The following is a 17,008-nucleotide window of genomic DNA, read 5'->3' on the forward strand; positions in this document are numbered from 1 at the left end:
TCGGTATCGCCAGCAGCGTGCATCCATCTGAAGCCGGATGTGTTGCCGCGCGGCAACAACGAAGACGGCAACGAAAAAGGCCGCCTCAAGGGCGGCCTTTCGAAATCAGCTCATTGCGCCGTTCACTCGGCGTCCTTGGCGGCCTTCTTCTTAGGCGCGGCCTTCTTCTTTGGCTCTTCCGCCTCGCCGGCGGCTTCGTCTGCCTTGGCCTCCGCCTTCTTCGAGGAAGCCTTCTTCGTCGGCTTCGCCTTGGTCGCGGTCTCAGTCTCCTCGTCGTCGGCCATCAGCTCTTCCTTGCTGACCTTGACGTCGTTGACCGAGATCTGCCCGAGCAGGTAGTCGACCACCTTTTCCTCGAACATCGGCGCCCGCAGCGAATTGATCGCCTCGGGGTTGCTGCGATAGAACTCGAAGGCTTCCTGCTGCTGGTTGGCCGGGAAGCGGCGGACCTGTTCGAACAGGCCGCGCTGCAGCTCTTCGTCCGACACGGTGACGCCGGCCTTCTCGCCAATCTCGGCGAGAACCAGACCAAGACGCACGCGGCGTTCGGCCAGGCGCATATATTCGGCGCGCGCCTCTTCTTCCGTCGTCTCCTCTTCGGCGAAGGTGCGGCCGGCGGCTTCGAGGTCGCGGTTGACCTGCGCCCAGATGTTGTTGAACTCGGCCTCGACGAGCTTCGACGGTGCCTCGAAGGAATAGGCGGCATCGAGCTGGTCGAGCAGCTGGCGCTTCACCTTCTGACGGGTCATCGAGCCGAACTGGTTCTCAATCTGGCCGCGCACGATCTCGCGCAGGCGCTCCAGCGATTCCAGACCAAGGTTCTTGGCCGTCTCGTCATTGATCTCGAGCGCGCCGGGCTTGGCCACGTCCTTGACGGTGACGTCGAAGGTGGCTTCCTTGCCGGCCAGATGCGCCGCCTGGTAGTTCTCCGGGAAGGTGACGGTGACCTGCTTCTCATCGCCCGCCTTGGTGCCGATCAGCTGGTCCTCGAAGCCGGGGATGAACTCCTTGGAGCCGAGCACCAGCGGCTGGTCGGTGCCAGCGCCGCCGGCGAAGGCCTCGCCGCCGATCTTGCCGACATAATCGATGCTCACGCGGTCGCCTTCGGCGGCCTTGCCGTCCTTGGGCTCGTAGCTGCGGGCAGATTCGGCAACCCGCTTCACCTGGTCTTCGACTTCCTGTTCCGGCACGTCATAAACCTGACGCGTCACCTTGATGTCGGAGAAATCCTTGACCTCGATGGCCGGGATGACCTCGTAATTGAGGCGGAACTCGAAGTCGGCGCCGCCGGCCAGGATCTTCTCGGCTTCCTTCTCGTCCTCGGTCATGATGACTTCGGGCTGCATGGCGGCCTTTTCGCCGCGGCCCGAGATGATCGAGCGGGTCGAGTCGTTGAGGATCTCGTTGACGACCTCGGCCATGAACGACTTGCCGTACACCTTGCGCAGGTGCTGCACCGGCACCTTGCCGGGACGGAAGCCGTTGATCCGCACCTTGTCGCGGGCATCGTTCAGCCGCGCCATCAGCTTGGCTTCCATGTCACCGGCCGGCACGGTGATCTTGATCTCGCGCTTGAGACCGGAGTTGAGCGTTTCGGTGACCTGCATCCTAAAACCTTTGTTTTCACCAATGAGGCTGCCAAACGGTTCTTAGCCGTTCACAGCCTGCCGGTATAATCTTGCCGGAAATGGCTTTTGGTACGGAACCTGATGATTTGTCCGCCAATGCGGTCAAACTCTCCTGACCTGCGCCTCCAAAATGTGAAGAAGTCTTTGTTTTTCCTACTTCTTCTTACATTCTGTAGAAGCGGATAGTCGCGTCCCGTCACATTCGACACGCCTTTTGTCACAGGCTAGGCTAATTTTCAACCATCTTCGCGATTAGGCGAACGACGGTGATCTGGACCCCGACATTGACAGAATGATGGCTACATGGGATTGCCGGGGAAAGCGGATGTGGCGGAATTGGTAGACGCCCTGGATTTAGGTTCCAGTGCCGAAAGGCGTGGGGGTTCGAGTCCCTTCATCCGCACCATCCTTCGCTCTTCGAGCTACGGATGGCGAGCCACCTGAGCAGCTCGATAGACGAGGAAATCCTCCGAAACCTTGGCGAAGAAGGACTAATAAAGCGGCTCCTCGAACAGCGTCTTGTCGCCGTCCATGAGCGCCTTGATCTGCGCCGTGCCGTTGGCCGAGAGCGCCAGCTTGATGCCGAACGGCCGTGCGCGCATGTCGCTCTGGATCGCCATGCCCTCGCCTTCCGGCAGGTAGAAGCGTTCGATGCCATAGTCCGGAGCGATCGTCGTGTCGGGCGAGCGCAGGTCCCAGCCCTCGGCGACATGCCCAACTATATCGGCCTCGTCCGGAGCGGCCGGCGTCGGCACCTGGCCGAACCATGCCGCCGTCGGCAGCCAGTAAGCGTCCGCGCCCTTCTTCAACCGCACGACGATCGACGTGTCGTCACTGGAGAGCTTGCCTGGCGGAATGTTGGCGATGAGCTTCGCCGGTATTCGCGATATGTCATAGCCAAGCGAGATGTAGTCGCCACGCAGGAGATCGCGCGGGTCCACGGGCTCGATCTTCAAAACCACTTCCTTGCCGTTGCGCAGGATCACCGCGCGGCCGGCGATGATCCAGCTCAGAAAGCCGATCTGGACAAGCGCCAGCACCAGCGCCGCGATGATCAGTCTCTTGCCGCTCATGCCGCTGCTCCTCCTCCGGCAGGCGCCTTCATGCGTTTTTCAACGCGGATAATGACCAGCGCCAGTATCCCCAGCAGCACGGCAGCGGACAGGAAGAAGCCCGCCGTGTCGAGCATCGACTGCAGCATCACCACATAGATGACGGCGAGCTCGAAGGCGAAGCCGGCATAAGCCAACCAGCGCAAGCCCCGGCTCTCGCGGCCGCCCAGCATGATTGCCGCGACGATGCCAGCAAGCGCGGCCGCCGAGGCAATGGCGAAGCCACTGTTGTAGCTCGCCGCATCGGCCAGTTCGAACTGAACCATTGCCAGGCCGGCAAGAAAGCCGATGAGCGCGTGCAAGGGCAGCCGTCCGCCGATCTGCGCGATCCTGTCGACGGGGCCGGCGGCGAGGATCGACGCTGCGAACAGCAGCGCCGAGACGAGCATGAGCGGAATGGCGACCTGGAACGTGTTGTGGTCTATCGCCAGCAGCAGGAGATAGAACACGATCGACAGGACGATCAGGTGCCGCGCCGCCTGGCTGCGTGTCCAAAATGAAATGGCAAACAGCACCAGCGCCATGGCGGCGAAGAGATGCGGAGACTCGGCCCTGCGGAAAACTCCGCCCCATCTGACGAACAGCCAGGCGTCGGCGATGCCGACGGAGGCGACGGTGAGCGGGTTCGAGCGCAATGCGACCGCCGCGAGTGCCGTGCCGGCGCACCAGGTCAGCAATGCCGAGTCCTCGTCGCCCGACAGATGATACATCTGGCCGATGAGCGCGATCGATCCGCCGAAGGCCGCGGCCGCGACGATCCACAGCGCCTCGCCGATCGCCGCATGGTCGCGTGCCTTCAACACCGCGCCACCCACGTAGCCGCCGAGGATGACGGCAAACAGCGCCGCCACGCGCGCCAGCCGTGGAATGGCCTCCCAGTTGGCGGCAACGAAGATCAGGATCGCGGCGCAGAACAGGAGCGCCGCCATCATCGCCAGGATCGAGCCGAAGCTGAGCGAGTTGCGCTCGTTGGCGGCCACGTCGCGCACCAATGCGTCTGCCGTCGGCGCGTCGATCAGGCCCGCCTCCCGCCATCGGGCGATATCCACCCTCATCCGTGTCGCATAGCCCGCCACGTTTTTTCCCCCCGAGCTTTGGTCATTTTTTAGCCGCACGCCCCAAACCGTTGACGCCGCGGCATTTTCCGATTCGGTCTTCTTTGTGTCGCAAGCCTGAATGGCCGTTAATGTTGCAATGCACAATTTGCATTGCTGCCATGCGCCAATGGCACTTTTAAACCGATATGATCCCACCTATTTTCTGTTCGTACACAAACGGAATGATCCGAACGAAAGACGAAACGAGCACTACCATGAACCTGATCCGCAACTATCGCAACTGGCGCCGCTACCGGGACACCGTCTCGGAGCTGAGCCGCCTGTCGAACCGTGAACTGACCGACCTCGGCATCAGCCGCAGCGACATCCACTACGTCGCCCGCAAGGCGGTCTAATCCGCTTCGGACCGCGAATGGTCCGAACCAGTTTTTAGAAAGTAAGACAATGAACCTGATCCGCAACTATCGTAACTGGCGCGTTTATCGCGAGACGGTTTCCGAGCTGGGTCGGCTTTCGAACCGCCAGCTCCATGATCTCGGCATCGTTCGCGACGAGATCAAGATGATCGCCCGCAAGGCGGTTTGATAAGGAATTTCGCCAGGGTCGACCTCCTCCCCGACCCTGACGGATACGGTCAATCTTCACCTCCTCCCGAAGGTTGACCACTGAAACGGCGCCCGCCGGACCTCCTCCCCCGGCGGGCGTTGTTCTCCAGAAAGGTTTCGCCCCTTTTTCAAATGGCGAAAGGAATTTCGTCAAAGCCGACCTCCTCCCCGGCAATGACGAATACGGTCGATCTTCACCTCCTCCCGAGGATCGACCACCAAAACGACACCCGCCGGACCTCCTCCCCCGGCGGGTGTTGTTGTTTTTGGAACAGACCTACCGCGTCAGCCCGTCCAAACCGGCAATTGCAATCGCAGCGCCAAGCGACTATTTCGGCGCTCATGAGCAAAGATCCCGTTCACGTTATAGGCGGCGGCTTAGCCGGCTCCGAAGCCGCATGGCAGATCGCTGAAGCCGGCGTTCCGGTCGTGCTGCATGAGATGCGTCCGGTGCGCGGCACCGACGCGCACAAGACCGAGGGCCTGGCCGAGCTCGTCTGCTCCAATTCCTTCCGCTCCGACGACGCCGAAACCAATGCCGTGGGCCTGCTGCATGCCGAAATGCGGCTTGCCGGCTCGCTGATCATGAGCGCCGGCGACGCGCATCAGGTCCCGGCCGGCGGCGCGCTCGCCGTCGATCGCGACGGCTTTTCCGATGCGGTGACCCGAAGGATCGAGGCGCATCCGCTGATCACCATCCAGCGCGAGGAAGTGCCCGGCCTGCCGCCGGCGAATTGGGACCAGGCGATCATCGCCACCGGCCCGCTGACTGCGCCCTCGCTTGCCCAGTCGATCGCCGAGGCAACCGGCGCCGACGCGCTCGCCTTCTTCGACGCCATCGCCCCGATCGTGCATTTTGACACGATCGACATGAACACCTGCTGGTTCCAGTCGCGTTACGACAAGGTTGGCCCCGGCGGCACCGGCAAGGACTACATCAACTGCCCGATGGACAAGGAGCAATATCTCGCCTTCGTGGCGGCGTTGTTGGAGGGGCAAAAAACCGAGTTCAAGCAGTGGGAAGGCACGCCCTATTTCGACGGCTGCCTGCCGATCGAGGTGATGGCCGAGCGCGGCGTCGAGACGCTGCGCCATGGGCCGATGAAGCCGATGGGTCTGACCAACGTCCACAATCCGTCGGTCAAAGCCTATGCGGTGGTGCAGCTTCGCCAGGACAACGCGCTGGGCACGCTCTACAACATGGTCGGCTTCCAGACCAAGCTGAAGCACGCCGAGCAGGTGCAGGTCTTCCGCACCATTCCCGGGCTCGAAAATGCCGAATTCGCCCGCCTCGGCGGCCTGCACCGCAACACCTATATCAATTCGCCGACGCTGCTCGATCGATCACTTCAATTGAAGTCGCGCCCGGGCCTGCGCTTTGCCGGCCAGATCACCGGCTGCGAGGGCTATGTCGAGAGCGCCGCGATCGGCCTGCTGGCCGGCCGTTTCGCCGCCGCCGAGCGGCTCGGCCAAGCGCCCTCGCTGCCACCGCAGACCACCGCCTTCGGCGCGCTGCTCAACCACATCACCGGCGGCCATATCGTCTCGGATGACGAGCCGGGCAAACGCTCGTTCCAACCGATGAACGTCAATTTCGGCCTGTTCCCGCCGGTGGAAGCACCGAAAAATGAAGGCAAGCGCCTGCGCGGCAAGGACAAGACCGTCGCCAAGCGCCGCGCGATCACCGCGCGCGCGCTGGCCGACTGCCGCGCATGGCTGGGGCTGCCAGCGCGGGCCGAGGCTGCGGAATAGGCTTTTCGGTTCCGATTGATGACCCATATAAAGTAGGATATCGTCCTACTTTATATGCATGGAGCAACACCATGGAATCCGCCGAGAAACTTTCGATCACCGTCACGCCAGCCATGGCGCGCATGATCCGCGAAAAGGTCGAGGACGGCTCCTTCGGCTCGGCGAGCGAGGTGATCCGCGCGGCGCTGCGCGCCTTCCAGCGCGAGGAGGAAGAGCATGCCGAGCGCATGGCCTCGATCAGGGCGCGGGTGAAGGCTTCGATCGCGGACAAGAGGCCAGCGGTGCCACTCGACGAGGCAATCGACCGGGTAAAGAGCCGTATTTCGCAACTGGCGCGAGACAACGATGATCCAGCGTCTCGCCGTCGTTCTTAGCGAAGCTGCAGTCTCCGACCTTAACGCCATTGCCGCTTACATCCTTGAAAGCAGCGGCAGCGAAAACATTGCCAATGGCTTTATTGATCGTATCAAGGAGCGCTGTGGCCGCAACGCTCCTAACGGAGGACGTTCGCGCGACGACATCGCGCCGGGACTGCAAACAGTGCCGTTCGAACACTCCGCCTTAATCGCTTACATTATCGCCGACGATCTGGTGCACATCGTCAACATCTTCTATGGCGGCCGCGCCTACGAAACGCTCATGCGCGATGGCGGCAAGCCATCCTGACAGGAAGCCATGCTCGGCTGGCCTGACCCTACTCCGCCGGCTCACTTGCCGCCGTCGCCAACCCCGGCTTGCCCGCCTCGCTTGGATTTCTCCGCACATAAGCCGCCTTCAGTGTCTCCGACGTGTCGCGCGAGCCGTCATGGCTCCAGCCCGGCGGCTGGATGAGATAGTTGAGGCGCTCGCGAAGCGTCAGCCCGGGCATCGCCGGGTCCTTGAACATGCCGATCCATTCATGGAAGGCCACCTTCAGCGGGTTGAAGGTACCGATGTTCTTGACGATGCCGTAGCGCGGCCGGTCCTCTTCCAGTTCCTCGACGAAGGTGCCGAACATGCGGTCCCAGATGATCAGCGTGCCGGCGAAATTGGCGTCGAGATAGCGCGGGTTGGTGGCGTGGTGGACACGGTGGTGCGACGGCGTGTTGAAGACGAATTCGAACCAGCCCCACATCTTGCCGATCGCCTCGGTGTGGATCCAGAACTGCCAGATCAGATTGAAGCCGAAGACGAAGGCGATCACCGCCGGATGGAAGCCGAGCAGCACCAGCGGCGCCTGCAGGATGAAGGTGAACAGGCCGGTCCAGCTCTGCCTGAGCGCCGTCGAGAGATTATAGTGCTGGCTGGAATGGTGGTTGACGTGCTCGGCCCACACCCAGCGCACCCGGTGCGCGATGCGGTGATAGACATAGTAGCGCAGGTCATCGAGCAGGAAGGCGGCGACAAACACAAGGATCGACAGGCCGAGATTGAAGAAGCGGAATTGCCAGAGCCATAGCAGCGCCCAGTAGGACACCAAGCCGAGCAAAAGGCCGGCGACGACATTGCCCGTTCCCAACATCAGGCTCGTCAGCGTGTCGCGCGTCTCGAACGATCCCTTGGCGCGGCCGGTGCGCACCAGCCAAAGCTCGATCAGGATCGCCGTGACGAAGAACGGGATGGCAAGCTGGGTGACCTGCGGGAAACTGTACTCGCCCATCACGCCGCCTTTCGGATCCGATCGTGTGCTTGCAGCGCCGCCGCCACCGCCAGCGCGTCGGCTTCGTCGTCGTGTCGCTGCGAATGGATGATTTCACCTGGAAAGGCGGGCGGTTTGCCGTTTCCTTCCCGCGCCAGAGCCAGGACGTCCCGCGGGGTGACGATGCGCGTCAGGAAACACGCGCCTATGCTTATGAAGATGCCGCAGCGCTGCGGGCCGAGTTCGAGGAATGCGGCATGCCTGTCCGACGTCAGCCGCACAGCGCCGGGCTTTTCGTCGGGAAAATCTTCGGCGAAACGCGCGGACGCCTGATGCGCGCCGGCAAGCGTCGCGGTTGTCGTGCCACCGGTGAAATGCACGGCCGCGACCGACAGCGCGATGCCGAACGCGACGAGGACGACCAGGACGTCATGGAAAGGCGGCTCCTCCGGCGGCTCGCATTTCTTTGACGCGAGTCCACGCGACAGAACCCCTAGCACGATTGACGTTTACGTCAAAGGGGTGCCCAGCCGCGCATGGCATGACGCAAGAGCAGCCAGTGCCGGCGCAAGGTTGAGAGCGTTGCGCTACCCATCAGCGGCGACTGCGCTCCCTTTTCCATCTTGCCGAGATAGGCGCGCGTCAGCGCGAGCGGCAGGAAGGCCGGGCGCAGCGACGCGGGAAGCCCTCGTGCGCCCTTTTCAAAAGCGCCAAGATGCTCCCGCGCCAACGCCGTCATCGCAGTCACGGCTCGTTCCGGTCCGGGCCCACCGTCGCCTTTGACGAACTCTTCCGGTGTCGTACCCGCGGCTGCCAGGATATCGGCCGGCATATAGCATTGGCCTCGCCTGCGGTGCAGCGGCAGCAAGAGCAGCAGACCGGTGATCGCCTGCGCGCAGCCCGCCCTGCCCGCCAGTTCGGCAAAGCGTGGCGCGGCAGCCGCATCGAGCACCATCGCCGCAAGCTGGATGAGCGCCGCGGCCGTCTCGCCGCAATAGCCTTCGAGATCGGTCCGCGACGGCATCGGATCGTCATAGAGATCGAAGATGCGCGCTTCGAGCATGTTCTCGAAAGCAGCCTTCGGCAGATGATTTGCGGCAATCGCCGCTCTCAGCGCATCGGCGGTCGGATGGCCCGTTTCCGCATCGCCTTCGGCCGCGATCACATCGCGCCACCACTGCAGCCTGACCTCGCCCGGCAGCGGTTCGTGGATGCGGTCGCGAACGCTGGCGATCTCGGCGTTGAAGGCATAAAGCGCAAGCAGCGCATCGCGCTTGTCGGCCGGCGCATAGAGCGTGCAGAGATAGCGGTCATGGTCGGCGGCACGCACCGCGTCCATGACGATGGTGGGAGTCTCGGCCATTCAATCGACGGCTATCAGCGCTGCGGCCACGGCGCGGTCCTCGGCCAGAAGCACGTTGTAGGTGCGCACGGCCGCGCCCGTCGACATCGGATCGGCCGAGATGCCGGCCCGTTTCAGCGCGGCGCGCAACGCCGCCGGCAGCGGCCGCAAATCCCTGCCGGTGCCGACCAGCAGGATCTCGACCTTGTCGGCTTCAGCGAACAGCTTGTCGAAATCCGCCGCCGTCAGCGCCAGCGGATCGGCCGGCTCCCAACCATGGATGCCGGACGGCAGGCACAGAAGCGAGCCACGATGCGACATGTCGGCGAAGCGGAAGCCACCATTGCCATAGGCTTCGATCGGCGCCCTGCCCGGGAAATGCGCCTCGCGGATGACGATGCCTTTGGCCATGAGCCGGGCGGCGTCAGGTCGCCACGGCCTTGCCGTTCACCGGCTTGTCCTCTTCGGCGGTGGCGGCCTGCGGCCTGAGCTTGAACAGGATCAGCAACGGCGCGGCGATGAAGATCGACGAATAGGTGCCGAACACCACGCCGAACAGCATCGCCAGCGTGAAGGAACGGATCACCTCGCCGCCGAACAGCACCAGCGCCAACAGCGCAAGGATGGTGGTCACCGAGGTCAGCGTGGTTCTGGACAGCGTCTCGTTGATGGCGTTGTTCAAGAGCTGCGGCAGCGGCATCTTCTTGTATCTTCGAAGATCCTCGCGGACGCGGTCATAGACGACGATGGTATCGTTCAGCGAATAGCCGATGATCGTCAGGATCGCCGCCAGGGACGACTGGTTGAATTCCAACCCCGTCAGGACGAAGAAGCCGATCGTCATCACCACGTCGTGGATCGTCGCGATGATGGCTCCGACCGCGAACTGCCATTCGAAGCGGAACCAGACATAGAGCAGGATACCGACCAGCGCGATCAGCATAGCGATCGTGCCTTGCTTGGCCAATTCGCCGGAGACCGTCGGACCCACCACCTCGACACGGCGGAAATCATACTGGTCTTGGAGCTCGCCCCGCACCTTGTCGATGACGGTTTGCTCGGCGTTCTCGCCCGCGGCCTGCGTTCCGACGCGGATCAGCACGTCGTTCGGCTGGCCGAACTGCTGCACCTGGATCTCGCCGATGTTGAGCTCGGACAGCCGGCCGCGAATGTCGCCGAGATCTGCGTCGCCCTGCTTGGACTGCACCTCGATGATCGAGCCGCCCTTGAAGTCGATGCCATAGTTGATGTCGATGGTCAGGAACCCGACGACCGACAGGATCGACAACAGGCTGGACAAAGCGAACGTCCAACGGCGGATGCCCATGAAGGGAATCCTGGTGCCCGGCGGAATGAAAGTGACCGGCGCCCGCGGCAATTCCTTCGGACGGGCGCGGCGCAGCCAGATCGACACCAGCATGCGAGTGAAGGTGAAGGCGGTGAAAACGGTGGTCAGGATGCCGATGGCGTAGGTGATGGCGAAGCCCTTGACCGGACCGGTGCCCAGCCAGAACAGCACCACCGTCGCGATCAACGACGTGACGTTGGAATCGACAATGGTCGCCAGCGCCTTGGAGAAGCCGGTATCGATCGCCTGGATCACCGAGCGGCCGTTTCGTCGCTCCTCGCGGATGCGTTCATAGATCAGAACGTTGGAGTCCACCGCCATGCCGATGGTGAGCACGATACCGGCGATGCCCGGCAAGGTCAGCGTGGCGCCAAGCAGCGACAGCAGCGCCACGATCATCGCCACGTGCACGGCCAAAGCGATATTGGCGAGGAAGCCGAGGAAGCCGTAGGCAACGAACATGAAGGCGACGACGAGGATCGAGCCGATCACGCCGGCGATCTTGCCGGCATGGATGGAATCCTGGCCGAGGCCCGGACCCACCGTGCGCTCTTCGATGATGGTCAGTTTTGCGGGCAAGGCGCCGGCGCGCAGCAGCACGGCAAGATCGTTGGCGCTTTCGGCGGTGAAATTACCGGAAATCTGACCGCTGCCGCCCAGGATCGGCTCGCGGATAACCGGGGCCGAAATCACCTGGTTGTCGAGCACGATGGCGAACGGCTTGCCGACATTCTGCTGGGTTGCTTGGCCGAAACGCGTCGCGCCCCGGGAATTGAACGTGAACGAAACCACTGGTTCGTTTGTCTGCGAATTATAGGTTGGCGTCGCCTGCGACAGGTCCTCGCCCGACACGATGACGCGGTTCTCGATCAGATAGGGGACGGGCGGATCGTCCTGTGAGTAGAGGATTGAATCGCCTGGCGGTGGGCGATTCTTCATCGCGTCCTGGACCGGCACTGAGGTATCGACCATCTGGAACGTCAGCTTGGCGGTCTGGCCTATGATGTCCTTGAGCCTTTGCGGGTTCTGAAGCCCAGGCACCTGAACCAGAATGCGGTCGTCACCCTGGCGCTGCACGATCGGTTCGGTGGTGCCAAGCGCGTTGACTCGCCGTTCGACAACTTCAATCGCCTGCGACAACGCGGTCGATGTGCGGTACTTGATGCCGGCGTCAGTGACGTTGAACTTCAACAGTCCGGGTTCGGAATCGTCCAGCGCCATTGACTGGACGGAGCCGCCGGCGAACAGGCTGGCATTAATCGGATTTGTTATAGGTTTCAGTGCCGACTTGGCGGCCTCAATCTGGCTCTGATCATTGATGCGCACCTGCACCGTGCGGCCCGACCCGCCAAGACCCGTATATTGGATCTTAGCATCTCGCAGCCGCGTCCTGATCTCGTCGCGCGTCGTCTCCAGCTGGTCCTTGATCAGATCGTTCTGATCCATTTGAAGCAGGATATGCGAGCCGCCCTGAAGGTCGAGGCCGAGCGTCATCTGCCGCTTCGGCACCCAGCTCGGCAGCTCTGCGAGCATGCTCGCCGGGAACAGGTTGGGCGCGGCAAGGATCACTGTGGCGGCCACGGCCAGCCAGATCAGGATCATCTTCAGGCGCGAGAAATAGAGCATTCGTTCTTATCCGTTCAGGCGTACAGGTGACAGCGTTCCGCCATCGAGCAAGGATTACTTCTTGGCGTTCTGGTTCGCCACCGGCTCGCCCTTGACGCGCACGTCGGAGATCGTCGAGCGCAGCGCCGTCACCTTGGTTCCGCCGCCAAGGTCGATTTCCAGCTCATTGTCGTCGATCACCTTGGTCACCTTGCCGACGAAGCCGCCACCGGTCACCACCGTATCGCCGCGGCGCACCGCAGCCAGCATTTCTTGCCGCTTCTTCAGCTGCGTACGCTGCGGCCGGATGATCAGAAAATACATGATCACGAATATCAGGACAAACGGCAAAATGCTGATCAACATGTCTGGCGAGGTGCCGACGCCTTGGGCGTATGCCGGTGTGACGAACATCAAGAAACTCCTGGATGATTGAAAACCGCCGCGGCGGCCCCGCTAAAATTTGGCCGGAATATAGTCGGTAAAGTTGCCAATGCAACTGCGCGATCCGCCGAATCCGTTGCTTTTCCAGCCGTTTGGCGCGTGCTAGAGCGTCGCAGCCGGAAGCTGCTTGGAGCCGGCCGAAAAGATCGTGCTCCAACAAAAGCTTGCAGTTGGTTCTTGGTGCGCAGCCAAGGACCCGTTTCACGTTGCGAGATGCCAAATCGAAAAAGACCGGAAATGACCGATAGCCTGGACGCCCTGAACAAAAAGCTCGACCGCCTGATCGAAGCGGTCTCCCGCCTCGCCTCGCCGCCCGTTCCGGAGACCGACCTCGGCGCGGCCGACTGCTTCGTCTGGCAGGCCGATCCCGGTTATCTGGAGCCGGTGCGCAAGGTCAACCGCGTCGACATCGGCCTGATCCGCGGCGTCGACCGGGTTCGCGACATCCTGCTCGACAACACCGAGCGCTTCGCTTCCGGCTTTGCCGCCAACAATGTGCTGCTCTGGGGCGCGCGCGGCATGGGCAAGTCGTCGCTGGTCAAGGCCGTGCACGCCAAGGTCAACGCCTCGGACGCGCTCGACCGGCCGCTCAAGCTGATCGAGATCCACCGCGAGGATGTAGACACGCTGCCGAAGCTGATGGGCCTGCTGAAGGCCGCCTCCTTTCGCTTCATCCTATTTTGCGACGACCTCTCCTTCGACCACGACGACACCTCCTACAAGTCGCTGAAGGCGGCGCTCGAAGGCGGCGTCGAGGGCCGGCCGGCCAATGTCATCTTCTACGCCACATCGAACCGGCGGCATCTATTGCCGCGCGACATGATCGACAACGAGCGCTCGACTGCCATCAACCCGTCGGAAGCAGTGGAGGAAAAGGTCTCGCTCTCCGACCGCTTCGGCCTGTGGCTCGGCTTCCACAAATGCTCGCAGGACGAATATCTGGACATGATCGACGGCTATGTCCGTTACCACGGCCTCGCCATCGACCCCGAGACGCTGCGCGCGGAAGCGCTGGAATGGGCGACGACGCGCGGCAGCCGTTCGGGCCGCGTCGCCTGGCAATTCACCCAGGACCTTGCCGGCCGACTCGGCAAACCGCTCAAGGATTGAGGCGAGAGAGACCAACGACTGAAAAAGCCCGCCCCTGCGGAGCGGGCTGAGCCGGCGGGCCGGACTGGAGGTCAGGCGGCCCGCAATTGTTCTTCTTCTATTCGAGATAGCCAGGCTTCTATTCGAGATAGCCCGACGGATCGACCGGGGCCGAGTTCTTGCGCACCTCGAAGTGCAGCTTCGGCGAGTCCGTCGTGCCGCTCATGCCGGACAGCGCGATCTCCTGGCCGCGCTTGACCTTCTGGCCGCGCTGCACCTCGATCGAGCTGGCGTGGCCGTAGACGGTTACCAGCCCGTTCTCGTGGCGCACCAGCACCGTGTTGCCGAACTCCTTGAGACCGTCGCCGGCATAGATGACGACGCCGTTCTCGGCCGCCTTGACCGGCGTTCCTTCCGGCACTGCGATATCGACGCCGTCCTTGCCGGAGCCGAAGCCGGAGATGACGCGGCCGCGCACCGGCCAGCGCATCTTGCCGATGCCGGTCGCATCCGGCGCAACCGCGTCGTCGTCCTCGGCCTGCTGGATGACCTTGGCGTCCTTCTTCGGCGGCGTGTAGGAGGCGAGCGTCTGCGACGGCGTGGTCTTTGCCGGCGGCTGCGTGGTCGCCGTCGTCACCGGATCGACGGCCGGCTTGGCGGCAGTCGCGCCAGGCGTGGCGGCGGCGACGGTGCCGCCGGCCGGAACCTTGAGCGTCTGGCCGATCTTTAAGAGGCCGTCCTTCATGCCGTTGGCCTGCTTGAGCGCCGTGACGCCGACGCCGGTCTTCCGGGCGATCGAAGACAGGGAATCGCCCTGCTGGACGGTGTAGGTGCCGCCGGCGCCAGCCGGCTTGGCCTCAGCCATCTGCGCCGCGGGCTTGGCGTTCTTCGAGCCGCTGGCGGCGGCCGATGCATCGACCTGCGCGGCGGACTTGCCGTCCTTGACTTTCGGCTGCTGCGGCAGCACGGCAACCTTCTCCGGCGCGCCTGCAGGCTGCTTCGGCGTGGCGGGCTTGGTATTGTCGGGAACCTTCGGCTCGCCTTTGCTCGAATAGGCATAGGCGGGGATGACGATCTTCTGGCCGGTTCTGATGCCCTTGTTGGCATCCAGCCCGTTGACCTTGATGATCGCGTCGGCCGGCACATGATATTGATGCGCCAAGCCGGAAATCGTCTCGCCTTCCCTCACTACGATCTCGGTCGCGTGCGGCGCAACACTTGCGTTGCGCACGGCATCGGGCTCGGCGGTCTTGAACGGCTTCGCGGCAGGCGCGACGGTGCCGGTGGTCGTCTTGTCGAGATGCGGCGCGGCAGGAGCTGGCGCGAGCGCCGGGGCAGAGGCGGTCCGCATCGGCTTGGCGGCGGCCGGCTGCGAGGGCGGCGGCAGCTGCTGGGATGTCACAGGCTCGAGGCTGGTGCGGCTTACCGACTGGGTATGGCTGCCATCGACAGGCGCCGGCGCGACCGTGTCGCCCGGATAGGGCTGATCGCCACCCTGCTTGTTGATGATGGCGCGCTGGTTGTTGGTGGACGAGGTGAACACGTCGTCGACACCGTTGAAGCGCATGGCCTGGGAGCTGCACCCGGCGGCGGCGCCGGCGATCATGAGAACGGCGCAGCCGCGCGCCAGATTGCGTCCGTTTGCCTTCAAACCACTGAATTGCATCGCACTAACCCGCACAGACCCGGTACAAACTGGCTACGATTAAAGCGCGTTAATGTTACTGGCCGGTTAACCCATTAGAATCCGGCGAAAATTTTCTTAAAACATTTTGGGCCGGCCTTGGGGCGAGGTGAGATTCAGGTCAGGCCGAGTCGAGAATGGTGGTCTCCGAGAACCGAAGCCGAGCGTACTTAAAGTACGTGAGCACCGGCCTACGCCGGCCGTAGCCTTAATTTAACTGCCACGCCACTCATTAGTGCTTCGGCCGGCGAAGGCCGGAAGCGCAGGAGACTGCCGTTCGCAGACCGGCATCACCTGAATATCGGCTTGCCCTAAATCACCGCAGAGACGCTGCGCAGTATCGGCTGCAGCCTGACCATGCCGATGTCCTCGCGCTCGAAACGGCTGCCGACCTTGGTGAGCTTGGCCAGCACCTGCTCGCCCTCCTCCGGGCCGATCGGCGCGATGACAATGCCGCCGCTCGACAGTTGGTCGAGCAGGAAGCGCGGAAGGCTGTCGAAGGCCGCCCAGGCGATGATGCGGTCGAACGGCCCTTCGTTGGGCAGACCGTTGGAGCCATCGGCCTGGCGCACGATGACATTGCCGATGCCGAGCGCCTCGAAGCGCTGCTTTGCCTGCTCGATCAAGGTCTTGTAGCGGTCGATGGTGACGATGCGCGCGGCAAGGCGCGACATCACGGCGGCCGTGTAGCCCGATCCGGTGCCGATTTCGAGCACGCGGTTGCCCGGATCGACGGCTAAAGCCGCGATGACCGCCGCCTGCAGGTCCGCGCCCTCGATCGCCTCGCCGCATTCGATCGGCAGCATGCCTTCCGACCAGGCGATCGAATGGAACTGCGCGGACAGGAAGCCGCGCCGCGGCGTCGCCTCGAAGGCCGCGACCAGCGCCTTCGGCGCCGTGCCTCGGCCACGCAGGCGGAGCAGGAAAGCGGCAAAACCTTCACGGTCGTCGATTGCCATGGTCATGAGAGCGCCTTGGTCAGCTGGTCGCGGAGTTCATGGGCGGTGAGGTCGAGCTGCAGCGGCGTCACCGACACCAGCCGGTTGCGCAACGCGTGAAGGTCGGTGCCTTGCTTGCCTTCGACCGGCTCGCGACCGAAGCGCAGCCAGTAGTAAGGCAGGCCGCGGCCGTCGCGACGCTCGTCGACCCAGAGGCTGTGCACGAGCTTGCCTTGCGAGGTGACGACCGTGCCCTCGATTTTGCCGGGCGCGCAGTTCGGGAAATTGACATTGAGCAGCACGCCTTCCGGCAGCGGCGTCGCGATAAGCTTCTTGAGCAGCGCCGGCGCCAGCGTTTCGGTCGTCTCGTAAGGAACGACGCGATCCTCGCCGACATAGGAATAGGCTTGACTGATCGCGATCGAGCGCACGCCGAGCAGCGCCCCTTCCATCGCGCCGGCGACGGTGCCCGAATAGGTGACATCGTCGGCGATGTTGGCGCCGGAATTGACGCCCGACAAGATGAGGTCGGGCGGGCCGGGCAGGATCTTTTTCGTGCCCATGATGACGCAGTCGGTCGGCGTGCCGCGCACGGCAAAATGCTTCTCGCCGACCGTCCTCAGCCTGAGCGGCTCCGAGATCGACAGCGAATGCGCGTAACCGGACTGGTCCTGCTCGGGCGCCACCACCCAGACGTCATCCGAGAGTGTGCGGGCAATGCGCTCGAGCGACGCAAGGCCTTCGGCGTGGATGCCGTCATCGTTGGTCAGCAGGATGCGCATGAA

18 protein-coding genes and 1 tRNA gene are annotated in these 17,008 nt (G+C 63.3%); 8 read left to right on the plus strand and 11 right to left on the minus strand.

Going from position 1 to position 17,008, the window contains the following annotated elements:
• Positions 1-122 precede the first annotated feature (122 nt).
• Positions 123-1,607 carry a trigger factor gene (gene tig, locus EH240_RS12805; RefSeq protein WP_124998710.1) on the minus strand — a complete coding sequence of 495 codons (1,485 nt, stop codon included), beginning with the start codon at positions 1,605-1,607 and terminating at the stop codon, positions 123-125.
• A 342-nt stretch (positions 1,608-1,949) separates the two neighbouring features.
• Between tig and EH240_RS12810 the strand changes: the two genes are divergently transcribed.
• Positions 1,950-2,034: transfer RNA gene (locus EH240_RS12810), tRNA-Leu, on the plus strand.
• Between the two features lie 85 nt (positions 2,035-2,119).
• On the opposite strand, the gene EH240_RS12815 is transcribed toward EH240_RS12810, so the two are convergent.
• Complete coding sequence (locus tag EH240_RS12815) at positions 2,120-2,701, minus strand: GDYXXLXY domain-containing protein (RefSeq protein ID WP_124998712.1); 582 nt, start codon at positions 2,699-2,701, stop codon at positions 2,120-2,122.
• The gene (locus tag EH240_RS12820) at positions 2,698-3,816 is read right to left on the minus strand and encodes a DUF2157 domain-containing protein (protein WP_124998714.1); all 1,119 of its coding nucleotides are present in this window, start codon (positions 3,814-3,816) and stop codon (positions 2,698-2,700) included. The genes EH240_RS12815 and EH240_RS12820 overlap by 4 nt, the downstream gene beginning before the upstream one ends.
• 236 nt (positions 3,817-4,052) lie before the next feature.
• Between EH240_RS12820 and EH240_RS12825 the strand changes: the two genes are divergently transcribed.
• The 5 genes from EH240_RS12825 (at position 4,053) to EH240_RS12845 (ending at position 6,821) form a co-directional block, all read left to right on the plus strand.
• Positions 4,053-4,193 (plus strand): DUF1127 domain-containing protein, encoded by a 141-nt coding sequence (locus EH240_RS12825; protein ID WP_006335194.1) that lies wholly within the window; start codon positions 4,053-4,055, stop codon positions 4,191-4,193.
• Positions 4,194-4,242: 49 nt separating this feature from the next.
• Positions 4,243-4,383 carry a DUF1127 domain-containing protein gene (locus EH240_RS12830; RefSeq protein ID WP_124998716.1) on the plus strand — a complete coding sequence of 47 codons (141 nt, stop codon included), beginning with the start codon at positions 4,243-4,245 and terminating at the stop codon, positions 4,381-4,383.
• 362 nt (positions 4,384-4,745) lie between these two features.
• Positions 4,746-6,155: a methylenetetrahydrofolate--tRNA-(uracil(54)-C(5))-methyltransferase (FADH(2)-oxidizing) TrmFO gene (gene trmFO / locus EH240_RS12835; protein WP_124998718.1), complete on the plus strand. Its 1,410-nt coding sequence runs from the start codon at positions 4,746-4,748 to the stop codon at positions 6,153-6,155.
• 71 nt (positions 6,156-6,226) lie between these two features.
• Positions 6,227-6,529: a type II toxin-antitoxin system ParD family antitoxin gene (locus tag EH240_RS12840; protein WP_124998720.1), complete on the plus strand. Its 303-nt coding sequence runs from the start codon at positions 6,227-6,229 to the stop codon at positions 6,527-6,529.
• Positions 6,501-6,821, plus strand: a complete 321-nt coding sequence (locus EH240_RS12845; RefSeq protein WP_124998722.1) for a type II toxin-antitoxin system RelE/ParE family toxin — start codon at positions 6,501-6,503, stop codon at positions 6,819-6,821. Before EH240_RS12840 ends, EH240_RS12845 begins: the two co-directional genes overlap by 29 nt.
• 28 nt (positions 6,822-6,849) lie before the next feature.
• Here EH240_RS12845 and EH240_RS12850 read toward each other — a convergent pair whose 3' ends face one another.
• The gene (locus tag EH240_RS12850) at positions 6,850-7,794 is read right to left on the minus strand and encodes a sterol desaturase family protein (protein ID WP_206075257.1); all 945 of its coding nucleotides are present in this window, start codon (positions 7,792-7,794) and stop codon (positions 6,850-6,852) included.
• A gap of 29 nt (positions 7,795-7,823) precedes the next feature.
• Here EH240_RS12850 and EH240_RS37905 point away from each other — a divergent pair, with 29 nt between their 5' ends.
• Positions 7,824-8,243, plus strand: coding sequence for a hypothetical protein (locus EH240_RS37905; protein WP_167484006.1), 420 nt, complete (start codon positions 7,824-7,826; stop codon positions 8,241-8,243).
• 44 nt (positions 8,244-8,287) lie between these two features.
• Here EH240_RS37905 and EH240_RS12860 read toward each other — a convergent pair whose 3' ends face one another.
• From EH240_RS12860 to yajC, 4 genes are read right to left on the minus strand one after another with little or no spacing between them, the layout of a single operon-like run.
• The gene (locus EH240_RS12860; protein ID WP_245435967.1) at positions 8,288-9,136 is read right to left on the minus strand and encodes a phytoene/squalene synthase family protein; all 849 of its coding nucleotides are present in this window, start codon (positions 9,134-9,136) and stop codon (positions 8,288-8,290) included.
• Entirely contained in the window at positions 9,137-9,526 is a 390-nt protein-coding gene (locus EH240_RS12865; RefSeq protein WP_124998726.1) for an Mth938-like domain-containing protein, read from the minus strand.
• Positions 9,527-9,539: 13 nt separating this feature from the next.
• Positions 9,540-12,089, minus strand: a complete 2,550-nt coding sequence (secDF, locus tag EH240_RS12870) for a protein translocase subunit SecDF (protein WP_124998728.1) — start codon at positions 12,087-12,089, stop codon at positions 9,540-9,542.
• A gap of 54 nt (positions 12,090-12,143) precedes the next feature.
• On the minus strand, positions 12,144-12,482 hold the full coding sequence (yajC, locus tag EH240_RS12875) for a preprotein translocase subunit YajC (protein ID WP_124998730.1): 339 nt from the start codon (positions 12,480-12,482) through the stop codon (positions 12,144-12,146).
• A 267-nt stretch (positions 12,483-12,749) separates the two neighbouring features.
• Between yajC and EH240_RS12880 the strand changes: the two genes are divergently transcribed.
• Positions 12,750-13,622, plus strand: coding sequence for an ATP-binding protein (locus EH240_RS12880; protein WP_124998732.1), 873 nt, complete (start codon positions 12,750-12,752; stop codon positions 13,620-13,622).
• Positions 13,623-13,740: 118 nt separating this feature from the next.
• Here EH240_RS12880 and EH240_RS12885 read toward each other — a convergent pair whose 3' ends face one another.
• The 3 genes from EH240_RS12885 to surE form a co-directional block, all read right to left on the minus strand.
• Positions 13,741-15,267: a peptidoglycan DD-metalloendopeptidase family protein gene (locus tag EH240_RS12885; RefSeq protein WP_124998734.1), complete on the minus strand. Its 1,527-nt coding sequence runs from the start codon at positions 15,265-15,267 to the stop codon at positions 13,741-13,743.
• 329 nt (positions 15,268-15,596) lie between these two features.
• Entirely contained in the window at positions 15,597-16,250 is a 654-nt protein-coding gene (locus EH240_RS12890) for a protein-L-isoaspartate(D-aspartate) O-methyltransferase (protein ID WP_124998736.1), read from the minus strand.
• On the minus strand, positions 16,247-17,005 hold the full coding sequence (surE, locus tag EH240_RS12895) for a 5'/3'-nucleotidase SurE (protein ID WP_124998738.1): 759 nt from the start codon (positions 17,003-17,005) through the stop codon (positions 16,247-16,249). The genes EH240_RS12890 and surE overlap by 4 nt, the downstream gene beginning before the upstream one ends.
• Between the last annotated feature and the right edge of the window lie 3 nt (positions 17,006-17,008).

The organism is Mesorhizobium tamadayense, from assembly GCF_003863365.1.
GTDB lineage: Bacteria > Pseudomonadota > Alphaproteobacteria > Rhizobiales > Rhizobiaceae > Mesorhizobium > Mesorhizobium tamadayense.